Raw genomic sequence first — 18012 nt, 5'->3', positions numbered from 1 at the left:
CTCACCGTCCAGGATCCTGTGCTACCTCACGACGACACCATCGACGGGGACGTCTACGTCTCCCCGCGCTACCTCGCCCGCGCCACCGCGATCGGCGATCCCGGCCTCGACCCGCTGCGCAACCTCGGTTGGGAACTCCGCCACGACGATCTGGGCAACGCCTACCTGACCGCGTCCGACAGCACGGTCCGCCTCGGCTACCTCCCCGAGGGCGAGGACGACGGCCTGTGGCGCATCAACGCCTACAAAGACCCCTTCGGCCCGCCCGTCTGGGGTGTGTGCTTCAACGACTCCTGCCCGACGGAGTTCGTCACCGCCTTCACCACCACGCTCGCCGAGGCATATCAGCAGGGGCCGGACAGCTACCTGGCCAGACCCCTCTCGGGGGACAAAGACCATGACCCCTTCCTCGCGGTCGCACCACTCATCAACCGGGGCTGGCTCATCGACCGGCCCCGCTGGGGCGTCTTCGCCGTCCAGTCACCCGACAAGCTGGCCGGGCTCGCATACACCACCGGCGACCTCGACCCGGAAACCGAGCTGACCACCCGTGGGGCACGCTGGCAGCTGTGGGCCGGCACCTCCATCGACCGGCCCTACTGGTACGCCACTGCCAGCACGGACACCCCCGTGGCCCTGCTCAAGGCCGTCACCGAGTGCGTCTCCGACCCGGCGCCGCTGCCTCGCTGGCGCGAGGACACCTACAGCTACGTCAAGAGCAAGGCCCAGGTCACCTCCATCGTCCCGCCGAGCCCGCCGGCTCCGACCCCGCTCGATGTCCAGCGTGCCGTCACCCGCCGCCCGACCGCCCGGCCCGCTGCCAGCGTCCCGCGCTGGAGCACCACCAGCCGACCCGGGCTGGCCGGGCCACACCGCTGACACCACCGGGAGACCCACATGGCCATGCACGCCCCCGAGTTCTTCGCCCAACTCGACTTGCCCTTCGCCGACAGTGCCGTTGTCGGCGACACCTACTACGCCACCCCCGTACCCGGGGGACCGCTGCGGCTGCGGATCGACTTCAGCCCCACCCAATGGGCCAACGAGTACGCCGGCCTCCGCCTCGCCACCCTCCACCAGGACCGCGGGCAACTGGACGTCACCGTTCTGCGGTTCGCCGATCACAGGACGTTCGATCACCGCGACTCCACGCGCGGCCTTCAGCCGCACAACTCGGGCTACGGCACGTTCAAGGAGTTCAAGGACCGACCCGACTGGGTGCCGTGGGAAGGCGCCCACACAAACGGCCTGCGCGATGCGATCGAGCAGTACAGCGCTGTGTGGTTCCCCGGTACGTGGCCGGCACCCGCCCTCAGCCGAGCCGCGGGCCGGACGGCGCGGCCGGTCCCGTCGCCGGCGGCTCAACGCAGCGCCGCGAGGGCCCGCTGACCACGAAATTCCCACAGACAGGATCCCTTTCTGTTGCCCGATCCCTTCGAAGACCTCGACCGTGATCAGACGGTGCGCGTTCTGCCCCGCCACCTGGCGGGTCCCGGCTCGGTCGACTTCCGAGCCATCTGGCCCTTCCCCTTCGACGACGACTGGTCCCTGCATCAGCCTTCAAAGGAGGAAGGGGCGGTCGCGTGCAGCCCGTGCCTTCGGCTCCGTACCGGCTACGTCCCCGACCCCAACAGGCGGGGCCACATGCAGTGGATCACCGCCGCACACCGCGACCCCTTCGGCCCGGCCACCTGGCAGATCACCTCTGACGCCACCACGCCGGTCGAGCTGCTCGGCGACGTGCACAGCGAACTACTCGACCTGTACCTCGAAGACCGACACAGCGACAAAGATCATCTGTTCCAGTCCCAGACGTCAGCGCAGGAGGCGTACGTCCCGCTGCTCGCCCACGGCTGGAGGCACACGATCAAGACCGACGGCACCCAGACCTTCCTCGCCCCAGACGCCCTGAGCGGGATGCAGCACCAGTACGACAGGACCCCCAGCTCCGACCTCGCGCCGTCCTGGCGGATCTGGGGCGGCCAGCCGGCCAACCCCGACTGGCGCGTGCAGTTCTCACCATCAACCCCCGTCGCGCTGGTCGCAGCGTTCACCGCCTCCCTGCTTTCCACCGAACCGCTAGAGCGCACAGTGAAGGACATCCCCTTCTTCACGCGCCACCACGTCTCCATAGCGACCACAACGGCCAAGCAGAACAAGCCCTTTCCCCCGGTCGCTACGCCGCCTCCGAGACCGGCCATGAGCCGAACCCGCTGACACGCCAGTACCCGCCACCAAGGAGCCCGCTTTTCGTGCACCCCCGTACCGTCCGCGGCACCGTCCGCTCCACTGCCATCGCAGCGGCGGTGGTCGGCACCCTCACCTGGGCACCGGCAGCGACCGCACAGCCCTCCCAGCCCACGCCCTCCAGCACCACCCTCACCGAGACCCCGGCACCCGATGGCGGAAGTGTCACGCTCACCGCGAAGGACCCGGCCGGAGACGTTGTCCAAGGCGCCTCATATCTCCTTCTCGACGCCACCGGCCAGGAGGCTGGGCGCGGCACAACCGACGCACAGGGAACGCTGACCTTTCCCGGCCTCGCCCCGGGCGTCTACCGGCTGAAGGAGACCGCCGCCGGCAGCCCCCTTTACGACGTCGTGGCCGACCAGGACGTGATCGTCACACCCGGCGGCACAACCCGCCTGGCCATCGTCGCCCCGTTCAAGCCCGCCCACGTCCTGCTCCAGGCCAAGGACGACAAGACCGGCAAGCTCCTGCCCGGCGCCACCGTGAACATCGGCAGCGGCGACACAACCCTGCTCACCCTCACCACCGGGCCCAAGGGAACGGCCACCGGTGACCTGCCGGTGAGCAGCCGGAAGGCCGAGTTCTGGATCAAAGAGACCAAGGCTCCCGCCGGATACGACCTCTACTCGCGCACCAAGACCTTCACCGCAGGCCCAGGCGACCCGGTCACCGTGAACGTCACCAACTCGAAGCGTTCGACTTCGCCGAACCCCACACCGACCAAGAAGCCCACCCACACCCCGTCCGCACCGGGGGACGAGCCGACCAGCGGAACCTCCGGCGGATCCGGACCCAACCCGGCCACCTCCGGCACACCCGAAACCGCACCTTCGGCCGCCCCGGTGCAGGACGCGACCGATGATCCATCGCCCACGGCCCCGGTCGGTTCTCTGGCCCACACCGGAGCCGACGCCAGCCCGTGGCTCCTGGGCGGCGCGGGACTCCTTGTCGCCGGCGGCACCACCGCCGTCATTGCCGCTCGGCGACGAGCCAGGACCGACAGTGAGGAAACCCCTGCCGACAACTGACCCCAGCTGAGCACAGAGCCCAGTTGCCCCCGGAACCCTCGCGGACCGGGGGCTCTCGGCTGTTCAGCCCACCTGCGGGGCGGTGGCTTACACCAGGCGCCTTGGAAGAGCACCGGAAGTCGGCGCGCTATGGGTTGCTCGGCGCGTTCATCCCTTCAACGAGGAACTCCCGGGCGCCGCGCAGGCAGGTGACCAGCTCGCGTTGGGTCGCGCGGCAGTCGAGGCGGACGTCGAGCCCACCGGGAATCCCGGATTCGCTGCGCCGTCCCGCCCGCAGCCTGGAGAAGTCCAGCCCATCGCGGCGGGCGATGAGAACACCGAGGTCGTAACGGCTGACAGACTCGGCCCCCGCAAGATGGCGCACACCGGACGCGTCGGAGAACCCCAGCTCCAGCAGGGCGGCGGCCAGATCGGACACATGTACCGGGCAGCGGACGTCGTCCGTGAACAGCGCCCCGTCCCACCTGCCCGATGCCAGATCATGCACTACCCGGACATGAACAGAGCGTCGGTCGCCGATGATCAGGGAAGTACGGGCGACGACGGCGTCCGGGTACACGAGGCGGACGCCGGTCTCAGCGGCTGCCTTCGCCGCGCCGTACGGGGTGACAGGATCGGGCAACTGGGACTCGTCGTAGTGGACGTTCGCGCCGGAGAACACCGCGTCGCTCGACACATGGACCAGCCGACAGCCGTGCCGGGCGGCGGCCAGCGCGAGCCGCACAGGTCCCTCTGCCGTGACCGCCCAGTCGGCTCCGCCGCTGGTTGCGTTGATGATGACGCACGGTGCCAGGTCAGCAACGACGCTTTCCACGAGCTGTGGACGTCGCAGGTCAAGGGCGTGCCAGCTGGCGTCCGGAACCGAACCCGGCCGGGTCGCGAACGTCGCGGCCGTGACATGACCAGCAGCTCTCGCCTGACGGACCAGCTCGCTGCCGAGGAATCCACTGCCGCCAACGATTAACACCGACATAAGGCGACACCATAGGCAATCCCGTAAGTCTCCAATTGGCCTTCCACAAAAGGCACACGGGGGCAAGTGGGCTGACTGATGAGTGTTGGCCCAAGGTGGCGGTGGAGGGCGGCCCTACGACACGATGCTGCGATGTACGAGGAGCCGTTGGAGGAGTGGGCGAGGCGGCGCGAGGAGCGCCGAAACGCCTCGAAGGGGAAGCTGCGCGCGGCACCGCTCACCTCGGGCCCCCACCGAGGGACGCACGTGGAGCCCAGCGCGCCCAGGGCGATCGAGGAATGGAACGGCGTCCAGTGGGTGACCGTGGGCATCGTCCCGGACCTGGCAGCCGCGAAGGCGTTGCTGTACCCGCCACCGGCGGTGGAGGAGAAGCCTGCTGAATGGGGCCGACCTGCGCTGGGCAGGGGGCGGGGCCGGCACCGCAAACCGTCCCCGGCGGACGAGCGGAATCGGTGAGTCGCCGGGCCGCGCTGTGTGCCCGAGGGGCGCCGCTGCCGTGGGTGACCAGGAGGAGGGCGGGCGGGGTCGTCGCGGTGCCGCTGTGGGGTACGACTGCTGATCGCCGCCCTCGCCCTCATGGTCCGACTCTGATCAGCCCGCACAGCCTGCAATGCAAAAGAAGCCCACCGATCAGCCTTCGGTGAGGCCGTTCGGCTTCGGTTCGACGATCAAACGGACAGTCTTCTGCTCCGACATGCGCTGAAAATCGAACACATGATTGAATCTGGTCATGAGCCCCATCCCCAGCGACCTCGCTCGTGCACAAGAGGAGTGGCGCGCTGTCTACCGCCAGCTCGCCGCGCGACCGCAGATCGCTCAGCGGCGCCAGCTCATCCACCTGTCGGCGCAGGTGCTGTTCCACCCCTACCGGCAGGGCCGGAGGACCGGAGCCTGGGCAGCGTTGCACGGTGCTCGCCATGTCCGAGCTGCCTCCTGACCCGCCCCGCCTTCGGGCGATCCTCGCGTACCTTGACCGGCAGATCGCGGAGAACGACACGCTCGGCAGGTATCTGCGCCTTCAGTACGACGCCGTACGGAAGGCGCTAAATCGCGCCGAGCGGTCGGCGTCGCCGCCGCGGCGCCCGAGCCGCCCTGTGAAGGGCGGCGGCTCACTGCCCGCCTTCCCTCCGGCGCAAGTGAGGACGGGCTACGTAGTGCAGCGGAAGCGCACCCCGAACGGTCCGGAGCCTGCCCTCGTTCACCTCGCAGACTGCTCCATGATCGAGGGCACACCGCACCCGATCAGGGCAGATGAGGCACGAGCCGCGCTTACCGACCCCACTATCGAGCCCTGTGTCTTTTGCAGGCCGGACACCGAGCTGGGTATGGATCTCGCGTGACCATCGCTGTGCGCGCGCCCCGCATGGCCGGATATATTCGCACTTATGGACGGGGTGCTTCAGCGCATCGACCCGGAAACAGACCGGTCCGTCGCGGCACGCCTGTTGGGCTGTGCACCCGACGAGGTCGGGTACTGCCCGCGCTGCCAGGGGCTGACTCACCGATACGGTCGTAATGCCCGGATCATCTGCCCGGCCTGCCGGGCCGCTTAGCCCACGCCGACGGCTGGTTCTTCGGAGTGACATGGTGCTTCGACCGCCGGTGGAACCGATGCTGGCGCAGGCCCGCGACAGCCTGCCCCCGCCTAGCGCGCTCGCGGGCGAACCCATATTTCAGCCGAAGTGGGACGGCTACAGGGCGATCTTGTTTACTCCCTGTCCGTCGCCCGGACCGGTGCTGCTGCAGTCTCGCCCGGGGGCACTCATCCAGGGGCGGTTCCCTGACCTGGTGAGTGCGGCGTCCAGCCTGCCTGACGGCCTGGTCCTTGATGGCGAACTGGTCGTCCTTGCCGGTGAGCGACTTTCGTTCGAGGCCCTCCAGCGACGTGCGGCCTCCAGGGGACTGACCGCTGCCCGGCTTGCCGGGGAGGCCCCGGCCCACTTCGTTGTGTTCGACGCCCTCCAGATCGATGGGCGTGAACTCTTGCGGACGCCGTACGCCGAGCGACGTGCCTGCCTGGAGGCCATGTTCACCGAGCATCGACTGAGTGACCCCTGGAGGCTGTGCCCGGAGACGACTGACGTTGCCCTCGCGCAGGAGTGGTTTACCTCCTGGACCCAGGTTCCCGGCATCGAGGGCCTCGTGATCCGGGGTAGCCAGCAGCGCTACCTCCCCGGAGCTCGAGCGCTCATCAAGGTGCGCCGTCGGGATACGACGGAGGCCATCGTGGGGGCGATCACCGGCACGCCGCGCTGCCCTCAGACATTGTTGCTGGGACGCTTCGATCAGGGCGGGGTCCTGCGTCCTATAGGGCGGAGCACGCCGGTGCGGCCGGACGCCGCCCGGCAACTGGCCGGCCAGCTGACGCTTGCAGGACGGGACCACCCAAGGGAAGGCGTGCGGTTCACCACCTCGTGGGGCTCGCGTACCCCACTTGATGTCGTGCTGGTCCAGCCCGACTTGGTGGCCGAGATCGTGGTCGACACTTCTCAGGACCGCGGGGCGTGGCGCCACCCGGTTCGTTTCGCCCGGCTGCGCTCGGACGTCACTGCCAGGGACGTACCTCCCTTCGGTGCGGGTGCCATACCGTCCGCAGGATGACCAGGGCCTCCGGGTCCGCAGGTGACGGACCGGCACGTTGTCTAAGGTCCACCATTCCGTGCGCACTGTTTCCTGCAGGAACATCGCAATCCAGGCTTGAGACGCACTCTAGTATCGGCTCAGCGTGAGCAATCGTTAGCGATTGGTGTTCGGTTTGGATACCCTCCGTGAGGATTGTGAGGCATGGCATGGCGCTGCCCAGCGTGCATTGTGTCCCCCAGTCATTGGAGGTCCAGGTCCTTCTGGGGAATACGTCTGATCGGGGGAGGACAGCGAGCTTGACGCCGAAAAGGTCCTCAGGCTGGCGGCCTGCGATGCGGCTGTGTGCGAGCCTGTTCATCGTGTCGACCACTGAACTCCTCGACGATCTGTGGCGCCAGCAGTCGATCTGGTCGCGTACGGCCAATCAATTGAAGAAGCGCATTGGGCGCGCGCGTGTTGCAGCTCTCGCCGATACCGTTACCGTCGCCGTGCTCGGGGCACTCGCCACCATAGTGGCCAACCTGGAACCGACAGTGAGCCGTGTGCTAGCCGGTGTCGCAGCGTTTGGAGCGTCTCTTCTGCCCGTCCTGCGGCCTGCTTGGAGCGGCAGGGCATTGCAGGACTGGACCAGGGCTCGGTCAGTCTCCGAAGGGCTGAAGAGCGAGGTCTACCTGTGGCTCGCCCGCGTCGGCGACTACCACGATGACGTAAGCGGCAGACGGCTGCGTGAGAAGGCCGAGCGGGTCCGCAGCGACGCTGCAGACCTGGTGCGCCACCAAGCCAGAATCGTCGCCGAACAGCGCGACCTACCTCTCGTGCACGACATCCATTCATACTTTGCAGTGCGGGTGTCGAGCCAGATCGGCTACTACCGCGCTCGGGCGGGTCAACTCAACAAAAAATTGCGATGGTTCCGTACCGCCGAAGTCGCGCTTGCAGTCCTGGGCGCTGCGATCGCCGCAGTGGCGGCCGCGGACAACGGTTCAACATTCACAGGGTGGATCGCGGTGATCACTACCATCGGCACGGCTCTCGCCGTGCACAGAGCTGCCACTCGTTACGAGTACCAACTGATCGAGTACCTACGCACTGCAGACCGTCTGGAGCAGTTGCAGGGCAGGGTCGCCGGCACAACCTCAACAAAACATCTTGAAGAGCTTGCGCAGTCGGCTGAGGCCGTCATCTCGGTTGAAAACCAGGGCTGGATGGCCAAACTATCCAAAGATTCACCCGAACATCGAGCTCCAAAATCAGGCAAATGATCTCCGGTACTCGGGCACAAGAAGCCATTTTTGACCAACCGTTGCCACCCAGAGACGAATATCACACTGTCGAGGCCGAGAGGGCGGTATCGAACCGACGCTGAGCGACTTCTGGGTCTTCACGAAGCAGTCGAATCAGTGATCGGAGCGCCGCAGGTCCTTGCTCTTGGAACATTTCCTCGATCCGCTCAGCGCCACGGTACGGCCATTGCGGGTAGGTGTCACGCTGGATGTATTCCCAGCAGGCGTCGAAGAGCCCCAGGTCGTCGCGGGAGAAGTCCAACGAGGCCCATGCGGCTAGGGACTCGTTGAGGTTTCTGGCCTGTCGCCACTCGTTTGCATTGCGGGCCGACGGTGAGGTTTGACCGTTCTCGTCCAGGCCAATCGCGAGTGCCGCATGTAGGTGTTCGTGTACGAGGGTGGCCAGCAGGAACTTCTCGGCATGCTGGTGTGCCGCGTCGTGCTCGAGCCCATCAGACATAAGCGATGCCACCAATCGGTCGAAGGCGTTCGCGCAGATCAGGACCTTTGGCCCGGCTGTGGGTATCGCGAAGTCCGGCACTCCATTTCTGCTGGCAGCCTGCTGGATCCGCGCGGTGTCCTGCCCGCCGCCGTGGGTGTAGGCGCCGAAGGTGAGCGCGGAGGTCTTGAGCAAACTGGGCCGATTTCGCGCGGGTTCGCGCAGCAGACGCAATGCGCGATTGCTCAGGTCGGTGAGCAGCCGGAGGTAACCGCTCCGGGTGAGGCTCCAGCTGTACAGGACAGGTTGGGCTGGGTCGTTGCCTCGCTTCTTCTCGGCGGTCTCGGTGATCGTTTCCGGGAACTTCCTCTGCACCCATCTGATGGACTGCCCACTTACCCAGTAGCCGTTCTCGAACACGCCGTCGTCGGCCAGTTGGATGGCCCGGCTCGCGAATTCACGCATGAGCCCGAGGAATGACTCTGCGTAGGCGAGGAAGCTGTTCCACGGCAAGGTGGCTACTTCCTTGAAGAAGTGTTGGAGTTCAGATTCGTAGCGACCGGCGATGGTTAGGACCTCAGGCGAGCCTGCTGTGGATGCCAGGTTTTCTTCCCATTCCCGTCCATGACAGTCGTCCAACTCGGCAATGAGCTCCGGGCCAAACGCGCGGCGTAGCTGTGCAGCGTCGTCAGGAGAGGCTATCTGTAGCAGACGTTTGATCTCCCGGGTCAGTCTCCAAATGGCCAGAGTGGTGTTGGGGTGGGGATTGAGGACCTCGGCGACCATCGTGGCGAGGTCTTTCCCTGCCCTTGTGGCCGGATCGGCGCCGGCCAAAGTGCTGCGGAGTCCGCGAATGAAGGCGGCTTCCGCGTTACGTCGCACATGGTCGAAATTTACCTTATCAACCTCGTTCTTGAGATCGACGGCAGGTGGGTTCCCCCACCATTTATCCGGCAGGAAACCACCCGTATGAAAGATCAGGGCGAGGGATTCCAGTAGCTCGATTACGATCTTCGCATCTTCGGCGTCAGGGGGCTCGGTGCCTGCGCCATCGTCCGCCTCGGTATTCCTCCGGATCGAGGAGACGGTGAAGTCGTCGACGAGCAGTGTCGGCGGTGGGTAGTAGCGCAGGCTGGTCAACCGCTCGATGAAGGGGACTACTGAAGGCAGTGCATGGCGGATGGCTTCCAGGGTCGACCCGCTCGGGTCAGGCGTGCAGGCGAGGACCGGGAACACCACATCAAAGTGTGGCGGCAAACCCGGCGTACTTACTGCCTCGCAGGTGGTCTGCGCAACTTCGGTCAGCCCTAGTGACTGCGGATCGACGTATCGGAAGTGCAAGTCCTTCAGTGCTGCGGGCGCGGCCGCCATCGGACGGGTCCAATAGAGGGGGCGGATGAAGTTTTGTCCCGCAGCCCGCCCGGTGGCTACCTTAAGGGCGAAGTCCCATTCCTCCGCCACGTGAGTTGACGCTGCCGCCGATTGCGACCAGTAGAGTTGGAACAGGTCGTGCTGCGCAATCATCTCGCGGAGGACCGAGCGCCACGGTTGCCCGCTCTCCAGGTCTTCGCGATCCACGAACAGATTGATCCCCAGGGCCCGGTATGCGGCCTTGCACCTACGCACAAATTGCTCGTCCTCATGTGCGTAGGACGCGAACACCCTCCGCAGCATGGGCGCTGAGGACAACTGACGCAGCTCGCGCCGCGCGGCAGGCACCGTTACCTGGATCACCAGCGGCACCTCTGCCACTGGCAGTCCGTTGATGTTCACCTCTATCCGGCCGCGACAAGTCGCATCGGCGGACGATCCGACATAGGTCAAGTCGAATCTGAGCGCTTCAAGTTGCTCCAGCCAGATCACGTCTTGCCGGTCCGGCACGCATCGAAACTGATCGAGTACGGGCCGGATCTCCAGAACGTGACCTGCCGGGATGACCGTGGTAGAGACACCGGTTGCGCGACCCGGAAGCCGGCCCAGATTTCCGGCCACCTCGGCAAGCTCACGCTCCACTTCAGCCTGCATTGTGGACAGGTGCACGTAGAGCCACAGCGGCGCGCTATCACCCGGTTCCAAGAGCCCGGGGTAAGCGGCTGTGAAGCTCACCGGCTCGCGGTCGGCGACCTCACGCCCAACGGTGTCGGCTTCCGCGACTGCACTGGCCAACAGCGCCTCCGCCTCCTGCGCGTGCGCAACGGCAGCTTCTGCAGATTGTGCCGCCGAGGCGGCCAGTTCATCGCGGCCACGAACAGCGTCCCAACGCCCATGAGTAATGCCAGCAATCCGCCGGATGAGCGCCACACCGTCGTCCGTCGGGTCGATGAGAATCGCATCCACGACGATGCCCGCGTCACGGCACTGCAGTGCGGCCTCCCGAGCTGCGACCGGTTCGGACAAACCGTCGCTTACTAGCAGCACGGCAACAGAGCCCCCGTCAGCGGGGCTTTGCGCATACTCCGCTGCGGAGCGGAGCGCGGCCGCGATGTCTGTCCCGTCCTCGGCTTGAAGCGACTCGAGCGCAACGGCGAAGTCCGTTCCCGACCGCGCGGTCCCTTGCATAATCTCGACGACGCTGCGATTGAAGCCGAGAAGCACGACCGGCATGTCGCTCGGCAAGCGGTCGAGCTCGATGAGAACACTCTCCTTCGCGGCATCCAGCTTGACGTCCTGATCGGTACGGCGGGTGCGTCGATCAGGATGGCCTGAACTGTCCGCGAATGGATCAGCCATGGAAGCAGACCGATCAAGCAAGACGATCCACATCTGTTTGCTCCGCATCGTGCCGAGCCTTGCCGGTCGACTGCCGTCACAGCAGCACGTCGCCTACCCGGCACCGAGGACGTCTGGTCTCTTTCCCGAGGAATGCCAGTTTTAGGGCTGTCCTTACAGCCCTTCGTGCTCGCCAGTCGCGGTAAGTCTTACGCCTGACTCATAATGCCCGCACTGGCGGACACTTACCGGCCACACCACCAGCATCCACCCCTGCGACACGGGGCGCACCTCCACAGCTCCAGAGATCTGCACCCCAGCAGTTACTGTCTGGAGTCATTGCGCACCGAAGCCCGGATTTGCGCATTCACTGCGCATCGAGTATCGACAGTGCGCATCGAGTCGCGGACCCTACACGTTGCAGGCAATCGCAGCAGTTCGCCTGGGGCAGACAGGAAAGATCCCCGAAAGACTGGCCAACACTTCCAGCGGCATGTCAACGTAGACGACCTTCCCGGAAAGTGCCAGGTCAGGAAGGTGATGGCGTGTGAAGGCCGACCGCTAGCCGCTTCTCCGAAGTTCCTTCGATGGGAGACGCCGGCCGACATGCTGCCTCGCCGCCGTCCCAGAGGTGCCGGAGCCGCCCGACGCGTGCAGCGCACCCGAACTCCAGGCTCTGCCTATCGGCTGGCCGCCCATCCCCATGCAAGGAGGCTGTCCGTGCCGTCTACGGAAATGACCGTTGGAGATCTCATCGACCTGCTGTCCGGCTGCGACCGCGACGCCCCGGTCCGGCAGGCGATCAACCCCTTCTTCCCGTTGGAGCACCGCCTCGCCCAGGTCGTCCAGTCCGTGGACGCGGCCGGGCAGACGGTCGTCCATCTCGCCGAGGGCAGTGATGAGCACAGCCAGCTCGGTGTCCTGCCGCCCGAGGTAGCCGTGACGCTGGCCTGGCAGTCTCCCGTCCAGCCACCGCGTCGACCCCGCCGCACCGCTCGCGGAGGCCAGTAGGTCCTCATCATCCTGGAGGTGCCCCTGAATCCCGACTTTCCCCTCGACCCCGCCGCACCCGATCGAACCCAGGCCGCGTTCTGGGTCGGCCCCCGCCACTTGGCCGGCGACGACGGACGCCTCTACGACACCGTCGCCGACACTCTCACCGGCCTTGGCTGGACGAGCCTGACGATGGTCCGCGGCCGGCAGGAGCCGGACGAGGCACCGGAGGACCGGCAGGTCGTACGCAGCACCGTCCTGCACCTCAGCCCCGACACCCTCCGATGGGCCCAGTGGGTCCTGGCGGACGAGCCGTTCCTGCTGGGGGACCTGCCAGTCGCCTGGCATGTGTCGGCTCGCACGGACACGGGCAGTCCACTCGCGCAGTGGTCCGCGTACTTCACCCCCGACGTCCCCGGAGAGGCTGTCGTCGACTTCCTCACCGCACTCGACGCACGTCAGCGCCCGGCCAAGAACTTCGGCGGGACCGAGCTGGTCCTCGACGCCGTCACCACTCACGGCTGGCTCCTCGACATCGACCAGCCCCGTGCGGGAGCGACGGACGCGACCTTCACCTCCCACATCAGCTACGGCACGGTGCCGGCCCTCATCCAGGACGCCGACCCGCGCACCTTGACCGACGACACCGGGACGAGCCTGGACGGGTGGCAGGCATGGGCCGAGCCGGTGCTCGGCGCACGATGCCTGTGGGCGGCGTCGTTCAGCTCCAGCGTCCCGCACGACCTGGTCGCCGCCTTCGCAGGCTCGATCAGCTCCACCGCACCGGTCCTGCGCCGGGTGCTCCCCGCGAGCACCGAAGACCGGCTCCTGCGCGCCCCGGCCATCTGACGCCACGCGTCGTGATCCCACAAGGACAGAGAGGAGAAATGAGGTCAGGGCCCTTGTGCGGCATCGACTGGTCGGAGCTCTCAATGGGGCATGTACCTAGCGGCCCTCCGCGTGCTACCGAAAGGCCCGGACACCCCTCGAAGGTGTCCGGGCCTTTTCGCGCACCCGTCACATGTCTTGCGATCATCAAGAACGCCAGAGATACGAATAAAGCGCCGCACGGGTATGGGTTGGCGCCGTAGGCTGACCTGTTCGCCCAGGAAGGCACGGGGGGTTGAAAGAATGAGCGAAGCCGAGAACGCGTGGCGGCCAACCGAGCACCGGAGCCAACATCGGACACTCGTCTGCCGTTATGGCCCACCGGAAGGTGGCTCTGGACGTTCACAGGCTTACCCATGAACGCGATTCCGGCCGGGCCGTCATAGACGCTCCGTATACGGTGATGGCACTGCGCCACGTTTTGCGGGGCGTCGAGATGACACGCACACACGTGAAGACAGAAGCAGCTCGGCAGTTGGTCAGCGACGCCCTTGAGGCATTCGACCGTGCGGTGCCGGGCGGAAAACACGCCCGGGATGTAATCGAGCACTTCGACGAGTACGCCATGGGTGTCGGCAACCTGCAACAGCCCCAGGTGCGCAACTTCAGACAGCGGCAGCCGGACGATCAACTGTCTGAAGAATTTAGGCACCGTCTGGAGTGGGCCGGGACCGGTGACGAACGACGCCCCGTATACGTCGCCGGCCCCTACCGCATCGACGTCCTGGCCGCGGAGGACGCTGCATTCCGGTTGATATGCGACACGTACGAGGCCCTACTGCTCGACGAAGGACGGCCTGTCCCACGCGGGTGGGCGTACGAGGTCCAGCGCGGCTCGCTGCGATGTGAATGAAGGGCCATGCGACGGTGCCCCGCCAGCAACGCGCGGGGCGGGGCACCGAGCAGTGGGCGTTTCAGCGGCCTGCGGTTGCCTTGGTGAGGGCCTTGTCGAAGTGCCGGTCGACGAGAGCGGGCGAACCGGAAACGACCACGAGGACGTTCCCGTCGCGGATCGCGGTCTGCTTCACCACCCTGTCGTGTCCGCCGGCGGAGAAGGTCAGCAGCTGGCTCCACTGCTCCTCGCCGAGGTGGGGCGATGCCGCCTTCTGGGTGGCGATGTCAACGGCGGAGCCGCCGACGAGGATTTGGTACTCGGGGCACCCGGCCATGGCGTCGAAGACCTCGACCATGCCGTCGGACAGCTTGGCGGGCGTGTCGCTGTACAGCTCCTCCGAGACCTCGGAGTCGCTGTGGCCGGCGTAGGTGAAGGAGGTCTTCGCCTGGCGGGGGAAGTCGAGCGATCCTCCGGTGGCCGCCTCGCCGCCGAGGTCGGAGAGGGCAGGGCAGCCGAGAACGGTGACGTCGTCATGCCGTGCAGGGCGCTCGGCCTTGCGGGTGTAGCCGCTGCCCAGGTCGCTCTCGTCGAGCAGGCGGGCGGTGAGTGCGGTCGACGACAGTGGGGTGCTGTTCACCTCATTGACGGCCGGGCTGCCGGAGGCGGCGGAGGACGACGGTGCAGGAAGTGCCGCGCTGTGGGGCGAGCGGGCGGGCAGGGCGAGCAGGGCAACGGCGGTGATGCCGACGGCGGTGGTGGCGACGCGAACACGCACGACTTGACCCCTTGGTTCTGGGAGAAGGTTGGGCAGTGCGGGCCAGCGGGCCCTGTGGGGTCGTAGGGGTATAGGGGTCAGTGGCCGAGGTGGCGCAGGCAGTCATCGAACGTGGCGTGCGTGGCATCGACCGGCGCGGAGTTCCGGTTGTACCAGGCCGTGTCCAGGCGCCTCTCCTGCTGCTGGTGACCGGCGCGGCAGCGCAGCCAAATCTGATCTTGGGTCGAGATGATGAGCCAGTCCCGGTACGCGCTGCACTCGGCGCAGGTGACGACCTCGCCGTCCAGGACGAGGGGCCGCAGCCAGGGCATCATCCGGCCGGCGACCTGGTCGTGGCTCGGGACCCGCAAATCCGGCGGCAGGAAGTCGTCCACCTCGGCCACTGGCTCGGACGGCTGCACGCCAGGCTGCGGCATCGGAGGCGTGGGCAGGGGCATGCGCTGCCACATCTTCCACATCTCCTCGTGCCGGCGCTGCATCTCGATGTCGAATGTGTCCGGTTTGCTGCGGCGTATCCGGTCAAACACGCTGGCGTCCTCCTGCGTCTCGTCCTGCTCGCGTCATGATCGTCTTCGAAGGCATGTGACCTGTTCAACTCGCAAAGTCCACAGTCACGACCGGCCTCGCCGGGCCGTGGTCCGGCCCTGCGCCGCGCGTCCGGTGCGGCTGGTCAGGCGCTCCGTCCCGCGGTCGGCGGTCACGGCATTGCTGGTGTCGGCGGGCAGGTCGGCACTACGGCGCAGGCGCCACACCAGCACGTCGCTGACGGATTCTGCGGTGTCGAGTTCTCTGCGTACGGCGGCATCGGCGAGGAGCACGGTGGCGTTGTGGCCGGCGGCTTCGGCGTCGGCGAGGGTGGCTGCGAGCGCGTACCAGCCGGGCTCGGCCAGGACCTGCTCCGCCAGCTCCGGCACAGCCTCACGCAGTATGGCCGTTTGCCGCTGCAGGAGCGGGTGGCCCAGGCGTCGGCCGCGCTGGTAGAGGGCGCCCAGCGGCTGGGGGGCGGCGGCCTGGTAGGCGGCACGGAGGTGTTCGGCGGCTTGACGGGCGGCGGCGGCCTGCTGAGCGTGGCCCTTCTTCGCGTGCCAGTGCATGGCCGCGGTGACGAGGAAGAACAACATGTCGATCGCCATGGCGGTGGTCGCCCCATCCTCCCCGCGGCCGAGCGCGGGGCCGCTGAGGACGAGGTCGCGGGCGGCCTGCCGCAGCGCCCGGTCGTGGCCGCGCTCGGCCCGGACGTGCGAACGAGAGGCCCGCTCGAAGGCGAGGGCGGCCTCGCGCAGTTGGGTCCGGGTGTGGGCGGCGGAGGTCTTGGCGAGCGCGTCCAGGACCTCGCTGGCCGAGGCGATGTGAGCGGCGGCGACCGCGTCGTCACCTTCCTCGATGACGATCAGTGCCTGCCATGCCGCGGCGGCAGTGCCGCGGCGCGCGGTGGACGGGGCGCCGGGCGCCGTGCGTGACGGCGCAGCGACTGAACCGCTGGCCTGGTCGTCGTCGGCGGACCAGCGTTCGCGGATGCGGGGCAGCGACAGGTCCGGGGCAAGTTTGGACCCCGAGTAGAAGATGGGTTCGCCGTCCTTGTTGCGGTCGTCGGGCAGCGCGACGGTGTAGCCCAGCAGGTCACCGGAGGGTGCGATCCGTCGCCGGATGAGCAGGCCGGCAGCGGCGAGCCGGTCGAAGAACTCCCTCTCACCAGTGGCTCCGGCCACGGCACGGCGAACGGTTTCACGCAGTTCCTCGCGCGGGGTGCGTTCCAGCTGCTGCCGTTCGGCCTTGTGGCGCTCGGCGCTGGTCGGCCGCTGGGCGGCGGTGCCGTCCCCGGTGTTGAGCCGCTTGAGGCCGTACTCGGCTTCGATCAGACGGGCTTCGGCCTGAGCGCGTCCCGCGTCGTTGTTCAGGCGGGGCCTACGACCGTCCTCCCGGACGAGGGTGGCGATGATGTGGATGTGGTCGTCGGCGTGGCGGATGGCCGCCCAGCGGCAGGCGGCGGCGTCGCCGTCGGGGGCGATGCCGGTGGCCGCGACCATGCGCCGGGCGATCTCGCCCCACTGCTCGTCGGAGAGTACGGGGTCCTCTGGCGCGGCACGCACCGACAGATGCCACACATGCTTGGCCGGGCGACGGCTGGGGGCGAGGGCTTCGACCGGCTGGTCGAGGAGCTTCTGCAACTCGGTGTACGTCGCCTGCGGGTCGCGGCCGGGGTCTGGCGCCAGGCTGTCCCAGGCGGCCACGAGGTGCGGGTCGACGTGTTCCTCGTGCGTGCCCGGCCCGTACAGGTAGTACAGCAGCCCGATGGTGCGTGTCCCGCGCTTGTGGACTCTGGGGATCATGAGACGTGGTTCTCGGTGTCCAGGTAGTGCTGGGTGAAGGTCTCCACCCGCTTGGCGGCGCGGTGGACGGCGTCGAGGACGGCTCGGGTGTGCGGGACGTCGGCGCCGGCGTTGGTGGCCTTGGCCACCTGGTTGAGGTTGTTGCCGATCTGGCCGAGGTGCCGGCGTACGGCGAACAGCTCGGTCAGCACTTCTCGTTCGGTGGCGATCTCGGCAGCGGTGCGGTCGAGGTCACGGGCGGCTTTGAGGGCGGCGTGGGCGAGGAAGCTGGCGACGCTCATGCGGCAGGCGGACGCGGCGCGGACGAGGAGCTGGTACTCGTCGTCGTTCATACGGCAGCTGGGCTGACGCATGCGCTTGTGCTCGTCACGCAGGCGCTCGCGCTGGCGCGCGTGTGGCTTCGGCGGCGCGGCGTGCTCGCAGTACGCGGTGTGGCACGTGTGCGGCAGTCCCCCTCCTGGATGCGGTCCGCCCTCGGTCGCATCCTGGTGGACCGGCACCCCCCGGTGCCGGTCCGCTCCCGCCACTCCAGGGGCGGGGGAGGCAAGAGCATTGCTCCCGACGGGAGCAATGCTCTTGCGATAACTTGCTCGCCCCCAGACCGAGTTGGGGTCCCGAGCAGGATCCGGGGTGGCGCTGTTCTCGTTCGGGTTCGTCATCGGCTGTCGGGCCTCGCCGTACGGAGCTGCCGCTGGATGGTGGCGGCCAGATCGAGAACGGAGGCCGGTCCGTGCAGGAGCTGGACCGGCCCGTTCGGCACCTGCTGGACGAGCCACTGGCCGGTCGGGACGGGCACCATGGCGTAGACGAGGTGCCGGCGGACCAGGACGGTGGCCCACGCAGCCGCCTCCGTGGCCATGTGCCGCGACGGAGGGATGGGGTGGGAAACCACGGGATGCCTCTCGGTACGGGGCGGTGGCCCGGGG

At 67.4% G+C, this 18012-nt stretch carries 18 protein-coding genes; 11 read left to right on the top strand and 7 right to left on the bottom strand.

What is annotated here, in order from left to right; translation table 11 throughout:
• Positions 1–18: 18 nt before the first annotated feature.
• Genes ABB07_RS09180 through ABB07_RS09165 form a run of 4 tightly spaced genes read left to right on the top strand, consistent with a single transcriptional unit; the run spans position 19 to position 3278 of the window.
• Positions 19–879, top strand: a complete 861-nt coding sequence (locus tag ABB07_RS09180; protein ID WP_208898253.1) for an SPDY domain-containing protein — start codon at positions 19–21, stop codon at positions 877–879.
• A gap of 18 nt (positions 880–897) precedes the next feature.
• Positions 898–1389, top strand: coding sequence for a hypothetical protein (locus ABB07_RS09175; protein WP_208898252.1), 492 nt, complete (start codon positions 898–900; stop codon positions 1387–1389).
• 33 nt (positions 1390–1422) lie between these two features.
• Positions 1423–2217, top strand: coding sequence for an SPDY domain-containing protein (locus tag ABB07_RS09170; protein ID WP_244189291.1), 795 nt, complete (start codon positions 1423–1425; stop codon positions 2215–2217).
• 35 nt (positions 2218–2252) lie between these two features.
• The gene (locus ABB07_RS09165; RefSeq protein WP_208898251.1) at positions 2253–3278 is read left to right on the top strand and encodes a SpaA isopeptide-forming pilin-related protein; all 1026 of its coding nucleotides are present in this window, start codon (positions 2253–2255) and stop codon (positions 3276–3278) included.
• 127 nt (positions 3279–3405) lie between these two features.
• On the opposite strand, the gene ABB07_RS09160 is transcribed toward ABB07_RS09165, so the two are convergent.
• Positions 3406–4251, bottom strand: a complete 846-nt coding sequence (locus ABB07_RS09160; protein ID WP_208898250.1) for an SDR family oxidoreductase — start codon at positions 4249–4251, stop codon at positions 3406–3408.
• Between the two features lie 132 nt (positions 4252–4383).
• On the opposite strand from ABB07_RS09160, the gene ABB07_RS09155 reads away from it, so the two are divergent.
• From ABB07_RS09155 to ABB07_RS09145, 4 genes are all read left to right on the top strand, one after another.
• Positions 4384–4707 (top strand): DUF6087 family protein, encoded by a 324-nt coding sequence (locus tag ABB07_RS09155; RefSeq protein ID WP_208898249.1) that lies wholly within the window; start codon positions 4384–4386, stop codon positions 4705–4707.
• A gap of 461 nt (positions 4708–5168) precedes the next feature.
• Positions 5169–5591 carry a DUF6233 domain-containing protein gene (locus ABB07_RS40675; RefSeq protein ID WP_244189290.1) on the top strand — a complete coding sequence of 141 codons (423 nt, stop codon included), beginning with the start codon at positions 5169–5171 and terminating at the stop codon, positions 5589–5591.
• Between the two features lie 271 nt (positions 5592–5862).
• Complete coding sequence (locus tag ABB07_RS09150; RefSeq protein ID WP_244189745.1) at positions 5863–6852, top strand: ATP-dependent DNA ligase; 990 nt, start codon at positions 5863–5865, stop codon at positions 6850–6852.
• A gap of 341 nt (positions 6853–7193) precedes the next feature.
• The gene (locus tag ABB07_RS09145) at positions 7194–8096 is read left to right on the top strand and encodes a DUF4231 domain-containing protein (RefSeq protein WP_208898247.1); all 903 of its coding nucleotides are present in this window, start codon (positions 7194–7196) and stop codon (positions 8094–8096) included.
• A 61-nt stretch (positions 8097–8157) separates the two neighbouring features.
• On the opposite strand, the gene ABB07_RS09140 is transcribed toward ABB07_RS09145, so the two are convergent.
• A complete protein-coding gene (locus ABB07_RS09140) occupies positions 8158–11319 on the bottom strand; it encodes a TIR domain-containing protein (RefSeq protein ID WP_208898246.1) in 3162 nt (1053 codons plus the stop codon).
• Positions 11320–11985: 666 nt separating this feature from the next.
• On the opposite strand from ABB07_RS09140, the gene ABB07_RS09135 reads away from it, so the two are divergent.
• The 3 genes from ABB07_RS09135 (at position 11986) to ABB07_RS09125 (ending at position 13999) form a co-directional block, all read left to right on the top strand.
• Positions 11986–12276 carry a hypothetical protein gene (locus ABB07_RS09135; RefSeq protein ID WP_208898245.1) on the top strand — a complete coding sequence of 97 codons (291 nt, stop codon included), beginning with the start codon at positions 11986–11988 and terminating at the stop codon, positions 12274–12276.
• Between the two features lie 12 nt (positions 12277–12288).
• Complete coding sequence (locus ABB07_RS09130) at positions 12289–13107, top strand: SPDY domain-containing protein (RefSeq protein ID WP_208903355.1); 819 nt, start codon at positions 12289–12291, stop codon at positions 13105–13107.
• A 352-nt stretch (positions 13108–13459) separates the two neighbouring features.
• On the top strand, positions 13460–13999 hold the full coding sequence (locus tag ABB07_RS09125) for a hypothetical protein (protein ID WP_244189289.1): 540 nt from the start codon (positions 13460–13462) through the stop codon (positions 13997–13999).
• 61 nt (positions 14000–14060) lie between these two features.
• Here the strand turns inward: ABB07_RS09125 and ABB07_RS09120 are convergent, their stop codons facing one another.
• The 5 genes from ABB07_RS09120 to ABB07_RS09100 all read right to left on the bottom strand — a co-directional run bounded on the left by ABB07_RS09120 (position 14061) and on the right by ABB07_RS09100 (position 17945).
• Positions 14061–14756, bottom strand: coding sequence for a hypothetical protein (locus tag ABB07_RS09120; protein WP_208898244.1), 696 nt, complete (start codon positions 14754–14756; stop codon positions 14061–14063).
• 77 nt (positions 14757–14833) lie between these two features.
• Positions 14834–15205, bottom strand: coding sequence for a hypothetical protein (locus tag ABB07_RS09115; RefSeq protein WP_425264806.1), 372 nt, complete (start codon positions 15203–15205; stop codon positions 14834–14836).
• A 162-nt stretch (positions 15206–15367) separates the two neighbouring features.
• A complete protein-coding gene (locus ABB07_RS09110) occupies positions 15368–17086 on the bottom strand; it encodes a relaxase/mobilization nuclease domain-containing protein (RefSeq protein WP_208898242.1) in 1719 nt (572 codons plus the stop codon).
• Complete coding sequence (locus ABB07_RS40670; RefSeq protein WP_237281021.1) at positions 17083–17439, bottom strand: plasmid mobilization protein; 357 nt, start codon at positions 17437–17439, stop codon at positions 17083–17085. Before ABB07_RS40670 ends, ABB07_RS09110 begins: the two co-directional genes overlap by 4 nt.
• A gap of 302 nt (positions 17440–17741) precedes the next feature.
• Entirely contained in the window at positions 17742–17945 is a 204-nt protein-coding gene (locus ABB07_RS09100; RefSeq protein WP_058083009.1) for a hypothetical protein, read from the bottom strand.
• Positions 17946–18012: the final 67 nt, after the last annotated feature.

It is taken from the genome of Streptomyces incarnatus (assembly GCF_001027185.1).
In the GTDB taxonomy this organism is placed as follows: Bacteria; Actinomycetota; Actinomycetes; order Streptomycetales; family Streptomycetaceae; genus Streptomyces; species Streptomyces puniciscabiei.
The sequence above is the reverse complement of the archived record's forward strand: the minus strand, read 5'-3'. Positions and strand labels throughout refer to the sequence as shown.